Source organism: Streptomyces sp. NPDC015032 (assembly GCF_043080425.1).
Classification (GTDB): Bacteria; Actinomycetota; Actinomycetes; order Streptomycetales; family Streptomycetaceae; genus Streptomyces.
The window spans coordinates 414082-428010 of the sequence record NZ_JBIBVN010000003.1; the positions used below are offsets into that span (position 1 = coordinate 414082).

The 13929-nt window shown below is 68.8% G+C and carries 12 protein-coding genes and 1 riboswitch; of the genes, 8 read left to right on the plus strand and 4 right to left on the minus strand.

Translation table 11 applies throughout. The annotated features are described in order from the left end of the window. Positions 1–11 precede the first annotated feature (11 nt). The gene (locus tag ACF08M_RS07665; protein ID WP_392184323.1) at positions 12–1673 is read right to left on the minus strand and encodes an ATP-binding cassette domain-containing protein; all 1662 of its coding nucleotides are present in this window, start codon (positions 1671–1673) and stop codon (positions 12–14) included. A 696-nt stretch (positions 1674–2369) separates the two neighbouring features. After that, a riboswitch (cyclic di-AMP (ydaO/yuaA leader) is annotated at positions 2370–2556 on the plus strand. 4 nt (positions 2557–2560) lie between these two features. Here ACF08M_RS07665 and ACF08M_RS07670 point away from each other — a divergent pair. Beyond that, a complete protein-coding gene (locus tag ACF08M_RS07670; RefSeq protein WP_392184324.1) occupies positions 2561–3346 on the plus strand; it encodes a transglycosylase SLT domain-containing protein in 786 nt (261 codons plus the stop codon). 341 nt (positions 3347–3687) lie between these two features. Here the strand turns inward: ACF08M_RS07670 and ACF08M_RS07675 are convergent, their stop codons facing one another. Together ACF08M_RS07675 and ACF08M_RS07680 are read right to left on the minus strand one after the other, a co-directional pair. Beyond that, entirely contained in the window at positions 3688–4209 is a 522-nt protein-coding gene (locus ACF08M_RS07675; protein ID WP_392184325.1) for a DUF2461 family protein, read from the minus strand. Positions 4210–4399: 190 nt separating this feature from the next. Then, entirely contained in the window at positions 4400–4684 is a 285-nt protein-coding gene (locus ACF08M_RS07680; RefSeq protein ID WP_392184326.1) for a hypothetical protein, read from the minus strand. A gap of 372 nt (positions 4685–5056) precedes the next feature. Between ACF08M_RS07680 and ACF08M_RS07685 the strand changes: the two genes are divergently transcribed. The 4 genes from ACF08M_RS07685 (at position 5057) to ACF08M_RS07700 (ending at position 9353) form a co-directional block, all read left to right on the plus strand. After that, positions 5057–6454: an APC family permease gene (locus ACF08M_RS07685; protein ID WP_392184327.1), complete on the plus strand. Its 1398-nt coding sequence runs from the start codon at positions 5057–5059 to the stop codon at positions 6452–6454. Positions 6455–6716: 262 nt separating this feature from the next. Continuing rightward, positions 6717–7796, plus strand: a complete 1080-nt coding sequence (locus ACF08M_RS07690) for an NAD(+)/NADH kinase (RefSeq protein WP_392184328.1) — start codon at positions 6717–6719, stop codon at positions 7794–7796. A gap of 72 nt (positions 7797–7868) precedes the next feature. Continuing rightward, complete coding sequence (locus tag ACF08M_RS07695) at positions 7869–8522, plus strand: HD domain-containing protein (protein ID WP_392184329.1); 654 nt, start codon at positions 7869–7871, stop codon at positions 8520–8522. Between the two features lie 396 nt (positions 8523–8918). Beyond that, positions 8919–9353, plus strand: coding sequence for a hypothetical protein (locus tag ACF08M_RS07700; RefSeq protein WP_392184330.1), 435 nt, complete (start codon positions 8919–8921; stop codon positions 9351–9353). A 255-nt stretch (positions 9354–9608) separates the two neighbouring features. Here ACF08M_RS07700 and ACF08M_RS07705 read toward each other — a convergent pair whose 3' ends face one another. Next, positions 9609–9755: a hypothetical protein gene (locus tag ACF08M_RS07705; protein WP_392184331.1), complete on the minus strand. Its 147-nt coding sequence runs from the start codon at positions 9753–9755 to the stop codon at positions 9609–9611. A gap of 333 nt (positions 9756–10088) precedes the next feature. Here ACF08M_RS07705 and bla point away from each other — a divergent pair, with 333 nt between their 5' ends. The 3 genes from bla to ACF08M_RS07720 all read left to right on the plus strand — a co-directional run bounded on the left by bla (position 10089) and on the right by ACF08M_RS07720 (position 13868). Further along, positions 10089–10922, plus strand: a complete 834-nt coding sequence (gene bla, locus ACF08M_RS07710) for a class A beta-lactamase (RefSeq protein WP_392184482.1) — start codon at positions 10089–10091, stop codon at positions 10920–10922. A gap of 126 nt (positions 10923–11048) precedes the next feature. Beyond that, a complete protein-coding gene (locus tag ACF08M_RS07715) occupies positions 11049–11909 on the plus strand; it encodes a Gfo/Idh/MocA family protein (protein WP_392184332.1) in 861 nt (286 codons plus the stop codon). A 1017-nt stretch (positions 11910–12926) separates the two neighbouring features. Then, complete coding sequence (locus tag ACF08M_RS07720) at positions 12927–13868, plus strand: sterol desaturase family protein (protein WP_392184333.1); 942 nt, start codon at positions 12927–12929, stop codon at positions 13866–13868. Positions 13869–13929: the final 61 nt, after the last annotated feature.

The window sequence follows — 13929 nt, forward strand, 5'->3', positions numbered from 1 at the left end:
GCCGCGGTCGCTCAGTCCGCTTCCGGCGTCGAGAGCAGCTCGCGCACCTCCTCCGCCGTGGTGTCCTGGAGTTCCTCCCCGAGGAGCAGCCAGCGGGTGATGCCGACGGATTCCAGGAACGAAAGATCGTGGCCTGCGATCAGCAGCGCACCCTCGTACGACTGGAGTGCGCTGGTCAGCTGTCGCACGCCGGCGATGTCCAGGTTGTTGGTCGGCTCGTCCAGCATCAGCAACTGCGGGGCCGGTGCGGCGAGCATCGTCGCCGCGAGCGCGGCGCGGAAGCGTTCTCCGCCCGAGAGGGTGCCCGCCGGCTGTTCCGCGCGCTTCCCCTGGAACAGGAAGCGTGCGAGCTGGGAGCGGATGTGGTTGTCGGTGACCCCGGGAGCCATACGGGCCACGTTCGCCGCGACGCTCAGCTCGTCGTCCAGCACGTCCAGCCGCTGGGGAAGGAAGCGCACCGGTACGAACGTCCTGGCCTCGCCGGACAGCGGGGCCAGTTCGCCGGTGAGGGTGCGCAGCAGCGTGGTCTTGCCGGCGCCGTTGCGGCCGACGAGTGCGATCCGTTCGGGTCCGTGCACATGGAGGTTGCCCTGGAGCAGCCGCCCGAACCGGGGGCGAAGTTCGTGCAGGCTCAGCACCGTGCGGCCGGTGGGAACGGCGGTGTGGGGGAGGCTCACGCGGATCTCGGCGTCGTTGCGGACCGCGTCCGCGGCCTCCTCGCGGCGTTCGCGCGCCTCGCTCAGCCGCTCCTCGTGGACACCGCGCAGCTTGCCCCCGGACTCCTGCGCGGACCGCTTGCGGCGGCCGGCGAGGATCTTCGGGAGGCCCCCGTCGACCTCCGCCTTCCTGCCTTGGCGCTGGCGGCGGGCCAGCTTCACATGGGTCTCCTCCAATTCGCGTTTCTGCCGGCGCACGTCGGCCTCGGCGGCCCGCAACATCCGTCCGGCGGCCTCCTGTTCGGTGGCGAGGGCTTCCTGGTAGGCGGACCAGCCACCGCCGTACCAGCCCACGGATCCGGCGCGCAGTTCGGCGATGCGGTCCACGCGCTCCAGCAGTTCGATGTCGTGGCTGACCACGACCAGCACCCCGGAGCGCCAGTTGTCGACGGCGTCGTAGAGCCTGCGACGCGCGAAGACATCGAGGTTGTTGGTCGGTTCGTCGAGCAGGAGGACATCGGGATGTTCCAGCAACAGTGCGGCCAGGCGCAGCAGGACGGTCTCCCCGCCGGACATCTGGCCCACGGTGCGGTCCAGTTCGAGGTACCCGAGTCCGAGCGACCCCAGCGTCGCGAGGGCTTGTTCCTCCACGTCCCAGTCGTCGCCGATCGTCTCGAAGTGCTTCTCGTTCACATCCCCGGCCTCGATGGCGCGCAGCGCATCGCGCCGCTCGGCGATGCCCAGGGCCTGGTCCACCCGCAACGACGTGTCGAGGGTGATGTTCTGCGGGAGATGGGCGAGGCTGCCGCCGACGGTCACCGAGCCCTGGGAGGGGCGGAGCAGGCCGGCCAGCAGGCGCAGCAGTGTGGACTTGCCCGCGCCGTTGTTGCCCACGAGACCGGTGCGGCCGCGGCCGATGCCGAGGGAGAGCCCGTCGAAGACGGTCGTGCCGTCCGGCCACTGGAACGACAGGGCGGAGCAGGTGAGGGAGACATTGGGGGCAGTGGGTGTCGCCATGGTGATCCTCGCAGTCGTGAGCCTGGTGAGTGAGGGCTTCGTATGCGAGCACCACGCAGCGACCGGAAGGGGAAGGGTGCGCCGGTCCGAGAGATCGAGGGACGGCTCCTGCACCGAGGTCGCATCCACGCGGGGTCACGGGCAGGAGAACACACTGCTACAGCGTGACGGGCGTACGACCGGAGCCGTACGGCGCGATGATCGCGAACCTCAGATGCGCAACGTCCACCTCTATCGGAGACAACAGGACGGTCAAGACGATAGTGAGCCGGAGGGCGAAAGGCAAAGCCCCGTGCCGGGCGGGGGAGTGGCACGGCCGGACCGCCGACCGGTCCTGCCAGGTGCGGTCGCCCCGGGGGGCGGCGCACCGGAGCGAGAGTGCGAGCACAGGCGGGCAAATGTCCCTATATGGGCGCTTTGTCGAACATGCCCGCTTGGTTAATTAGGGGGTATTTGTAGAGAGTTGCGACTTTTGAGCTCTGTCCGAAATGTGACTTTTGGGAACTGCGTGGTGTGAGTCACGTCCACGGTTCAAGGCGGCAGGCTGCGCGCGCCGTTCCCTTCTGTGCAAGGAAATTTGGTCATGTGGTGTGAGGTGGATTACTGCCTTTCTGTGATTCGATCTTGCAAATCAATTGTGATCAAAAAATAGGGGCTTGTTCCATTCGGCCTTTCTCGCCTACGGTCACCGTCAATCCGGACGGAACGCCGAATCCTGCCGCCGTCCGAGAATCCGACCCGATCGCGTACGGCAGGAGCGGGGGACCCAGGTAGGTCGCCGATCCGGAATTCGGAACGGCTCGGGGTGAAGCCGCAGTTGCATGCGGCCAGACATCTCCAGTCTGAACCCGACAGCTCACCTCGCAGGCGACGGAGAGGAATTCGCCATGCCCACCACGGGTAAGTCCTATCGTCGCAAGTCCACTTCGCTGACCCGCGGATTCATCGCCGCGACCACGGGCGGGGCCGCCCTCGTGCTTCCGCTGGTCTGTGCGGGATTCGCCTCGGCCGCACCGGCGCAGACCGTCGCCGCCGAAAAGGCCGCGGCGTCGTCCGCCGCCACTGTCAAGGAAATCTCCGTCCAGAAGGCCGCACCCGCCGTCCATTCCGTGACCGTGGGCGACACCCTTTCCAAGATCGCGCGGGAGTATTCCGTCAGCGGTGGCTGGCAGAAGGTGTACGAGGAAAATCGAGAGGTGGTGGGTGGCAGCCCCGCTCTGATTGTCCCGGGCATGAAGCTGACCATCGGCGCCAAGGCCGGGTCACACGCTTCCACCGGCGTGTCCGCCGTGAGCGGTGCCGCACCGGCGACGACCACCACGGCCGCACCGGCCGTCAAGCCCGCCACGTACACGAACAATCTGGACGGCTGGATCAGGGAGTCGCTGGCCGTCATGGCGAAGCACGGCATCCCCGGCAGTTACGACGGCATCCACCGCAACGTCATGCGCGAGTCCTCCGGCAACCCCCGGGCCGTCAACAACTGGGACTCGAATGCTGTCGCCGGAACGCCGTCCAAGGGTCTCCTTCAGATCATCGACCCGACGTTCCGCGCCTACCACGTGCCCGGTACGTCGCTGGACAGCTACGACCCGGTCGCCAACATCACCGCGTCCTGCAACTACGCGGCCGACAAGTACGGCTCGATCGACAACGTGTTCGGGGCCTACTGACGCCCCATGGTGCCGGTGGCGGTTCAGGGCCGACGAGTGGTGAGAGGGCGGTCATGCCGCTCGCGAAGGGCCTCTCGACGGTCGGGGACCGCCTTCCGGCCGTTGCCCCGGATGTGCGCGAGGCCGGAACCCCTGCCTCGCGCACCTGCGTCGGCAGCGTGCCGTCCGGAAACGGGCCGGTGGACGCGGAGCCCCGGCGCGTGCGGGCAGCCTCTCCGAAGAAGTAGGCGACGAACAGGGCAGGAGTCCCGCCCTGCGCGCGTGCGGGCAGCGGCACGATCGTGGAGTGATCGAGGGGGGACCGGAATCCCGCCCCCCGCGGGCAGCGTGCGGGGGCGGTGCTACGCGGCTCGGCGGGGACCGGGAACGGTCACATGGCCGGCGAGCCAGGAGAGCAGGGGCTCCAGTTCCTCTGCCGCCGCGAGCACGGCACCGGGCAGGGCCGGCGTGTGCTGCGCGCAGTCCCCGCCGAGCGGCCGGGCGGCGGAGATCGAGCGGTACCGGAGGTAGTCGGCGCGCGGATGCCCGGCGTCGTGGCCGCGTGGCACGCGCTTCATCAGATCGCCGGTGACCTCGTACCCCCGCCTTTCCAGCGTCTCGACGGCGCGCACCAGCGCGGGTCCGCTCTCCTGCGCGGCAACTGCCGTACGGAACAACGGGATCTGCCCCGGGTCCGGGTAGGTCCAGCCACCCTTGATCCGGAGCCCGTCGAGGTCGAAGCGGAGGCCGATCTCGACATTGCGCGCGATCCGGATCACCGCTACTTGGTGCTGCCACCACCACGGGTCCTTGCGGAACCCCCAGACGGAGAAGTCCTCGTACGCCCCCTCCGCGTCGGCCACCTCGTTCAGCAACGCGATCATGGGTTGACGGACCAGGCGCTCCCGGTCCTTTCGGTGTCTCTCGCGCTCTTCCTGCGAAGGGGTGCCCTCCAACCGCAGAAGCAGCTCGAATGCTTGCTCTGTCCAGCCGCTGAAAGCTCTGCTCACTCAAGAGACCTTATGGCAGCGGCCGGACCGGGAGGGACCCGGCGGGGAGCGACCCGCGCATCGGCTACTCCGGCGGAGGCCTGGGAACGGTGGCCCCCGCCCCTGCCCGGACGGATTTCACCACCGCGTCGTGCAGGCGCCGGCTGTCATCCTCCGAGCCGCACGACACGGGGCTGCCCGACATGGTGAACCAGTCGATCGCACCCGTGTACTGCACGGTCACCTGGGCCGTGTCATCGGCCCAGGTCGTGTGAACCGTCAGGTCCCCGGACAGGACGCCGGCCTCGTCCGTCAGCACACCACCGTGCCCGGAGAACACACCACGAGTCGTCCATGACGCCCAAGCCATGCATCCAGGCTGGCATCAAGTCCGGGGACGCGCACCCGCACCGAAGTGCGTGCGCGATGGCGGCCGTCCGCGCTCCCCGGTGCTCCGGGGCGCCCCGCCCTTCCGGAATCTGGAACGGGCGAAACTTTCCGCCGGGCCACGCTGCGGTTCCCGTACCCGCCGATCCCCAGCGGAATGACGCATTCTTAGCGCCAAAACGTTAGATTTACTCGCCGAAACAACGAATTCCGTAGGTGAACGGCTCTTGACCTGCGGAACTCGTCAGGATTGCATGTCGTCGCCGGGAGCGACGAAACCACTCACCACGTCCTCTGTCTGGAGGCGATACCGCTCCCGTGCTCAAACACCGCACCTGTTGATCGGAATCGCACGATGACGGAAACGCTCAGCGCTCCCCAGGCGCTCGCCCCCGCGACCGGCCCCACCCCACAGAAGCTCAAGCGTTCCATCGGCGTCGTGGGCGGAACGCTGCTCACGCTCTCCTGCGTGACGCCCGCCTCGACACTCTTCGTGGTCGTACCGGACCTGTTCTCCAGCCTCGGTACCTATACCGCCCTGACCATCGCCGTCGGATCGCTGCTCTGCATCGCGGTCGCCTTCTGCTACTCGGAGCTGGGCACCCTCATTCCGAGTGCGGGAGGCGAGTACGCCATGGTGTCGACCATGGCGGGACGGCTGGCCGGATGGCTCGTCTTCGTGCTCTCCCTGCTGGTCGTGATGATCGTGCCCCCGGTCATCGCCATGGGCACGGCCGACTACCTCGCCCCCGTCGTGCACATCCCGGCCCCCGCCGCAGGCGCCGGCGTCATGCTGCTCGCCACTCTCGCCGGGCTCCTGGACCTGCGCGCCAACGCGTGGATCACCGGAATCTTCCTCGTCCTGGAAGTGATCGCGGCGGGCGTCGTGGCCGTTCTCGGTTTCGCGCACTCCGAGCGCGGGGCCTCCGCGCTGATGCACGGTTCGGTCGCCTCGTCGGGCGGTACGAGCTCCACGGTCACCGCGATGATGGTGGTATCCGGCCTGGCGATCGCGCTCTTCATCACCCAGGGCTTCTCCACGGCGGTCTACCTCTCGGAGGAACTGGAGAATCCGCGACGCAACGTGGCCCGTACGGTCCTCGCCACCCTCGCCATCTCCACGGCGGTCATCCTGGTACCGGTCATCGCCATCACGCTGGGCGCCCCGGACCTCGCGGCCCTGACCTCGGGCGACCTCAACACCATGGTCGCTGCCTGGTCCAACTCGGCCGTCGGTACGTTCGTCAGCCTCTGCGTCGCCCTCGCGATCATCAATGCGGGCATCGTCATGGTGATCCAGAACTCCCGGGTCCTGTTCGCCTCCGCCCGGGACAAGGCGTGGCCCGAACCGCTCAACAACGCCCTGGCCCGGCTCGGCCGGTTCGGCTCCCCGTGGGTGGCGACCCTGGTCGTCGGCATCCCAGGCGCGGCACTCTGCTTCGTCAATCTCGACACCCTGTACGGCGTCACCGGCGTCTCCGTCACCGGCATGTACCTGCTGGTCGCGGTCGCCGCCCTGCTCTGCCGCCGCGGGGCGCACCGCGAGGCGCCGGCCTGGCGCATGCCGCTGTGGCCGGCCGTTCCCGTGCTGCTCATCGCGGTGCTCGCGTACATCCTGACCCAGCAGGAGACCGAGTACCTGCTGTGGACCGGCGGGATCACCGCCGCCGCCACGCTGTACTGGGCGCTCTACCTGCGGCCCCGCCAGGACACCCGCTGGCTGGTCAGCATCCCGGAGGACGTACAGACCTGACCGGACGACCGGGTCCAGGCCACCACGTGGCCGGGGCCGGGAGACGGGCGGCCCGGGCGGTGGAACCACTGGTGGTCCGCGGGCCGAACGAGGCGGCGGCGGGAGCCACGGCCCCGGCTGCGCCGCGCTCCCCGGTGGCCCGATCGCCTGACCGCGGACGGCGGGGCGGCCCGGCGGCGGGGCGGCCACGCCCCCGGACCGTCAAGGTGGCACCAGGAGATGGTCACAGTCACCACGACGCAGCGCGGGGAGCCGGAGCGAGATGAGTGTCGAGCGGGTGGGAGTCGTCGTCCACCAGGGCCGTCCCGAGGCCGCTGCCGCGGCGCGCGTCGTACGCGACTGGTGTGCCCGCGACGGCATTCCGTGCACGGACATCGACGTGTGGCGCGACGACGCGCGTCGCCGTGGCGGACGGGAGGAGGCCCAGGTCGCGGGCAACCCCGACCTCATCGTGACACTCGGAGGCGACGGGACGTTCCTGCGCGGTGCCCGGATCGCGGCCAAGAACCAGGGCGCCGTTCTCGGGATCGACCTGGGGCGGGTCGGCTTCCTGACCGAGGTGCCGGCCGAGGACGTCGTCCGGGCACTCGACGCCGTCCACCGGGGGCGGGCGGAGGTCGAGGAGCGCATGACGCTGACGATGAGGACCTCCCGGGTGCTGGAAGTCCCCAAGGACATCGATGCCCTGATGGCCTACGGACGCCGACCGATGCTGCCGCCGCCCCAGGTCGACCGGGAGGCCGAGGCCGGGGCGGAGGGCTGGGGAGTGGCGCTGGATGTCACGGCCCTCAACGATGTCGTGGTCGAGAAGCTCGCACGCGACCGGCAGGTGAGCCTCGGCGTCTACATCGGCGGCCGGCTCCTCGCCTCGTACTCGGCCGACGCCGTCATCATGGCCACGCCCACCGGGTCGACCGCCTACAGCTTCGCCGCGGGAGGACCGGTGCTCTCACCCCGCATGGACGCCGTCGTCTTCACTCCCGTCGCACCGCATATGACCTTCAACCGCACCGTGGTCGCCGCGCCGGACGAAGCGGTCGCGGTGCGGGTCCTGCCCCATTCGGGGCAGGGCGCGGTCACGATCGACGGGCAGCTGCGCGGCGTGCTGGACGCCGGGGACTGGCTCGGGGTGTACGCGGCCCCGCACCGTCTGCGCGTCATCAGGCTCGGCCCGCACGATTTCTACGGGCGACTGCGCACACGTCTGCGCCTCACGGACGCCCCGGCCACGGCCGCCGACGGGGAGAGCGCACCTCTTTTCCGCCCCGACGGTCCCATCCCGCACGACCTGGCCCATCTCCACCGGTTTCCGACGGGCCGGGAGGAGACCACCGGTCCCTGACCTGGCGAGGGAGGGCCGCAGGCTGAAGAATCGGACAGAACGAGCCGACGTACCCCCTACGAAGGAGTCCGCATGCCCAGCAGTGCCGATCTCCCCGCCGCCTCCGGTGTGACGGTGCCCGACACCGCGCTGGCCGCCGCCGCCACCGAGCTGGTGCGCGACGCGGCAGACGACCTGATCTACCACCACTCCCGACGGGTCTACTTCTTCGGTGGCCTGCAGGGGCGCAACAGGGGGCTGAGTTTCGACCCCGAACTCCTCTACATCGGCGCCATGTTCCACGACCTGGGTCTCAACGAGGAATTCCGCGGCAGCGGCCGCCGGTTCGAGGTGGACAGCGCCGACGAGGCACGTCGGTTCCTGCAGGCCCATGGTGTGCCCGAGGACAGCGTCCGCCGCGTCTGGACGGCGATCGCGCTCCATACGACGCCGGGAATTCCCCAGTTCATGGAGCCCGAGGTCGCGCTGGTGACCGCGGGGGTGGAGTACGACGTACTCGGCATCGGCTACGCCGACATCAGTGACGCGGACCGTGCGGCGATCGTCTCCCTCCATCCCCGTCCCGATTTCAAGAAGCGCATTCTCCGTGCGTTCACCGAAGGCATCGAAGGCAGGCCGGACACCACCTTCGGGAATGTGAAGGCCGATGTCCTGGAACGCTATGTACCCGGATTCGAGCGAGGCAACTTCGTGGACACCATCCTGGATTCCTCCTGGCCGGAGTAACCGGAGCGGAGCGATCCAAGTACAGGACACCCGGGCCGGCGGACGGGCGAGCGCGCCGGCGGGCGCATCCGCAGTACATCCCGCGCACACTGCCCCGTCCCTGGTCGGCTGCCCGGACCGTCGGATGCGCTGTGCGTTCGCTGCCGACGTCACGTGCACAAACATCGCCATGACGGGGCATGTTGCTCGCCCGATTCCATGGGATCTTCAGGGTATGAAACGAAGAGGCGTCCCAGCATTCCTGAGCGAGCTTCTGCGCGGCGCGCTGATCACGACGGAGGACCTGGTGTGAACCCTGCTCGCAGCAGACCCGGAGCCTCCTCGGCGGACCGAGTGCCGGCCGGGGATCCGAAGCCCCCTTGCGCGGATGCCCGCGCGGCGACGAGGGACGGGACCATGACCGATGTCCTTCGGGCCGCGGACCGGCTCGGCGGACAGGGGGCCGTCGTGGCAATCGAGGAGATCGGCGCGCCGCAGGGACTCCGCTGCTGCACCGGGCACCTCCGCGACCTCCCCGACATCCCGGTGAGCCTCATCGAGGAGCACCCGCGCACCCTGTTCGACGCCGGCTTCATCGATGCCGTCTGCGCGGACGCCGCACGGCACCTGAGAGCGGCGGCCATCGCCGTGGGAGGCGCTCGCGAGGAATCGAGCTGGGCGGACTGGGCGCCGGAGTTCACCTTCTCCGGCGGCAGGGAATGGATGATCCGCTTCGCCTGTGCGCCCGGGGCGGGCGAGTTCGGCGCACTCGTCATGTTCGACGACGTACGCCTCACGGGTGTCGACGACCTCGCCGAGGTCGAGGTCGTCGGCGACGAGCCCGCGGGCTGACCCACCGCGACCCAGAGTGCCGGCTCAGCGGGTGAGCGGGAACATCCTGCTGAGACGAGGCAGCCGACGGGACGTCTCATCCGGGTCCCGTACGTCCCACTGCCCGCCGCTCGGTTCGGGATTGCGCGGGATGTCCAGGCCCGCGGCCTCCAACGCCCCGTCCAGGCCCTCCTCTTCACCCGTCAGCGTGTCGAACGCCTCTGCCGCGACATAGTGAACCCAGCGAACGTGTGCGTGACCGCCAGGGGGGTGCCGTCATGCAGCCGACAGCGGGGCGGGGCGGTGGCGACGCTTCCGGAGGCCGAGGTGATGGACGAGGGCCTCATCGACGCGGTCGACCTCCTTGCGCACCTCGGTGAACTCGGCCGTTCGGTGGGCGTCGCTGACGGATGGTCCTGCCACCGGCGGCACAGCCCACGTTGCGCCACCCTGGCCGCCTCGATCCGGTCCCGGAGGATCCGCCGGGTCGTCTCGGGATCCCCACCCAGTCTCCTCGCGCATTCGGTCACACTGTCCAGCACCTGCCGCTCCCCAGCGGGATCGTCGACCGGGTCGTCGGATGCGTCCCCTTCGTGTGCAACTGGTGAGCTACAGGAAACGTCATGTGCAAGAAGTGGCCTGCGAGAAGGCGGGCCGCACCCGGAGAAAGGCAGGGAGATCGTGAAGGCAAGCAGGGGCACGTCACGCCGTGCGGTGCTCGCAGGAGGTGTGGGGGCGGTGCTGGCCACGGCGTCCATGCCATCGACCGCGTACGCCTCCGCCCAGGGGGACGAGACGGCGCGGAAGTTGCAGGATCTGGAACGGGATCACGCCGCCCGCCTGGGGGTGTTCGGGTGGAACACGGTGACGGGCAAGGTCGTCCTCCATCGGGAGGATGAGCGCTTCCCCATGTGCTCGGTGTTCAAGACGCTGGCCGTCGGGGCCGTCCTGAGGGACCTCGACCACGACGGGTCGTTCCTCTCGAAGGTCATCCACTACACGGAGCAGGACATCGAGAGGGCGGGAGGGGCACCCGTGACCGGTCTGTGCGAGAACCTCGCGCGAGGGATGACGGTGGAGGCCCTGTGCGGCGCGGCCATCTCGCAGAGCGACAACGCCGCGGCCAACCTCCTGCTGGAAGAACTCGGCGGACCGGCGTCCGTCACTCGCTTCTGCCGGTCCATCGGGGACACGGTGACCCGGCTCGACCGCTGGGAGCCAGAGCTGAACTCGGCGGAACCGCAGCGTCCGACCGACACCACCAGCCCCCGGGCCATCGGCCGGACCTACGCGCGGCTGGCCCTCGGACATGCCCTGGAGGCGGGGGACCGCAAGCGACTGACCGGATGGCTGCTGGCCAACACGACTGGCGGCAAACGCCTGCGCGCCGGTCTTCCCGAGGACTGGACCATCGGCGACAAGACCGGCACCGGCCGCTACGGGACAACGAACGACGTGGGCATCGCCTGGCCGTCCGGCCGGGGGCCGATCGTGCTGGCCGTCCTGTCCACCCAGCACGCGGAGGACGCCCCGATGGATGACCTCTTGATCGCCGAGGCGGCCGCCATCCTGGCGCCGGCCCTCATCTGACACCGGCGCCCGCCCCCGCCGCCGACGCGTGTGGCATGCCGTGGCGACGAGGTCCGGGTCCGGCCTGCCCGATGACCTGGGGGAGTGCCGTCAGCAGGCGAGTCATGGTGAAGGTAGCCTCTCCCGATGCGTATCGGGATCGTTGGCACTGAGAACACCCATGTCGACCACATCGTCGGCCATCTCAACGTCCGCGAGGCGGGCGGCGATGCCCGCGTCGTGGCTCTCAGTGGCGGGCACAGTCGGCGCAACGACGTGCTGGCGTCCACCGGGAAGGTGGAGAAGATCGTCGACGAGCCCGAGGGCCTGCTCGGGCTGGTGGACGCCGTCATCGTCGCGGACCGGCACGGCGCGCACCACCGCGACCGGGCCATCCCCTTCCTGTCCGAGGGGCTTCCGGTGTTCGTGGACAAGCCGTTGGCCTGCACCGTCGAGGACGCCCGGGTCATGATCGATACCGCGCTCGCCCATGATGCGCCCCTCACGTCGTCCTCGGCGCTCCGCTGGATTCCCGACGCCGACGCACTGGTGGCCCGGTCTGCCCGGGGCGGGCAGCCGCACGCAGTGGTCATGTCCGGGCCCGCCGATCCCGACAGCGAGTACGGCGGGATCTTCTTCTACGGCATTCACCCCGTGGACCTTGCTCTGAGGCTCGCCCCCGGTGAGATCCACGACGTACGCACCGACACCACCGACACCACGGTCACCGCGTCGTTCACCGCCGGCGGCACGCGTGTCGTCGTGAACTTCGTCAAGCCGGACGAAACGGACCAGATCCCGTTCCATGGAATGACGTTCACCCGGAACACCATGGTCCAGCAGACACTCGCGCTCGACGCGCAGTACTGCGTACCGGGCCTCGAAGCGTTTCTGGGGATGGTCCGTACGGGGAGGCCCCCGATCGGTTACGGGGATTTGCTGCGCCCCATCACGGTTCTGGAGTCCGTCGCCGCCGCATTGCGTTCGCAGCCGACCCGTGCCCGGTGACGCCACGGTTGCGGATGCCCACCAACAGGTCGGGCCATGGGGCTTCCGCCCGCTTCTGCGGGCTTCATCGGGGCCGGCATGCGAACCGGCACTTCCTCGTCCTCGATATTCATGAGCAACCGCGGCAGGTGTGAGGCCGATTCGTCCAGCGCCTCCCGCTTCCGGTTCTCGTAGTCCGGCCGGTCGGCCGACGGCCGTGGCGTCGTGCATGACTTCGGCGTCGACGCCACCGCCACGAGGGTGTGTACCCAGTCGAGGACGAGACCGGCGCGCGGCGCGCCGGAGACGCCGGGCGCTTCCGCCCGAGCGCTGATCGGCGACGAGAGGCTTCTCGCCCTGGTTGGCCAGGAGGTCTCCGTCATGGAACACATCCATGTCTGCGGACCTCGGCCGCCGTCCGTGTGAGCAACACGGTCACCCCTCCGGATCCGGCGTTTATGAGCCACGGCGGGCCCGATTGCGCTCCGCCGGGACCGGGGGCCGAAGCCGCGCCGCCGCCGCGGCCGGAGTGGGCTGCCCACCGGGGCGGCAGAGGGGCGCCCTTCCGGCCCTGGCGGCTTCTTCCCGGTTTACGTGACCCGCGACGACAGGTCCGAGGAAACGCGTACGGAAAGGGGTAATGGAAAATCGCAAGAAATGATTAGTGTTATGAGTAACCCACTTGGCGGCAAATCGAATTGTTCGCATTAGGCCCTGCTGGTCCGCCTGTTGCATTGAAAATCGGACGGGGTGGCAAAATCTCGCCCTCTGTCCTGCGCAACGGGACGCGGCTTGAATCGGACGGTTGGGAGGGTTGGGCAGGGAAAATGAACTAGGGCGGGCTCGACCCGGCGGTCCCGCCCGGGCCCGCGGAGTCCGTGAAGTAATTCACAAAGGCGTTCAAGTGTGCGGTTTGTCGATGTGTGAAAACTTCCGTGAGGAGAATTGGTCCCGCGTGCCCGCAGGAAGTCATCAGTCAGTTCCTCTTTCGAGGTCTGCGCATTCTTCTGTACTGGTTCCTCTGTAAAGGTGCTACAGATGGAAAACTGCGAACCACTGCCCGGTGGTGACCGGCAGCCGGATACTGCTCCGGTGCTGCGGAAAGGATCCGCCGTGCGTGCGGGGCGGGCCGTTCTTCGTTTGTCGGCGTATCCCTTCCTGCTGGTGGCCACGGTTTCGGTGGCTACGGCGGCTCTGTGCCTCGACTGGGATCCGGGCCGTGTGAGCCCGCTCTTCCTGCTCGGCGCCCTGGCCTACCTCGCTGTGCTCGAACGACTGATTCCGCACCAGCGCTCCTGGCATCCGAGCCCCAGCGAATGGCGCTGGTACGGCGTCTACTTCCTGCTGACGGTGGCGGCCAGTGCCCTGGCCCAGTATCTCGTCACCGCAGCTGTCTCCGCGGTGACCCCGGAAGTGCCGGCGCTCCACCTCTGGGTCGAAATCCCCGCGGCTCTGCTGACGGGCTCGCTGGCGAGCTATCTCATGCACCGGCTGGGCCACGCGAACCGGATATTGTGGCGACTGCATGGAGTGCACCACGTGCCGCAAAAAGTGAATGTCGCCAATAATGGCGTCAATCATGTCCTCGACATCGTGCTCGCGCAAGGGGCTGTTCAGCTGGCTCTGGCATTGGTCGGCTTCTCTCAGGACTCCGTACTCGTCGTGGGCCTCTTCGTGGCCGCCCAGGGCTATTTCGTCCACGCGAATATCGACGTGCGCATCGGCTGGCTCAACCATGTGCTCGCGAGTCCCGAACAACACCGCCTGCATCACAGCATCGACCTGTCCGAAGCGGGCCACTACGGCTCGGATCTGTCGATCTGGGACCACCTCTTCGACAGCTACACGTGGCGGCCCGGCCGCGAGCCGGTCGCGGTCGGCATGGACGACCCCGCGTCGTTCCCCCCGACCGGCGAGATCGCCATCACCCTTCTGCACCCCTGGCGCCGTTCGACGAGGGCCGGGCCCGGCGCCGCCTGACCGGCCCCTCTTTTTCAGGAAACCGCATTGCCCCCTCGTATCCATGCCATGTCCCGATGCC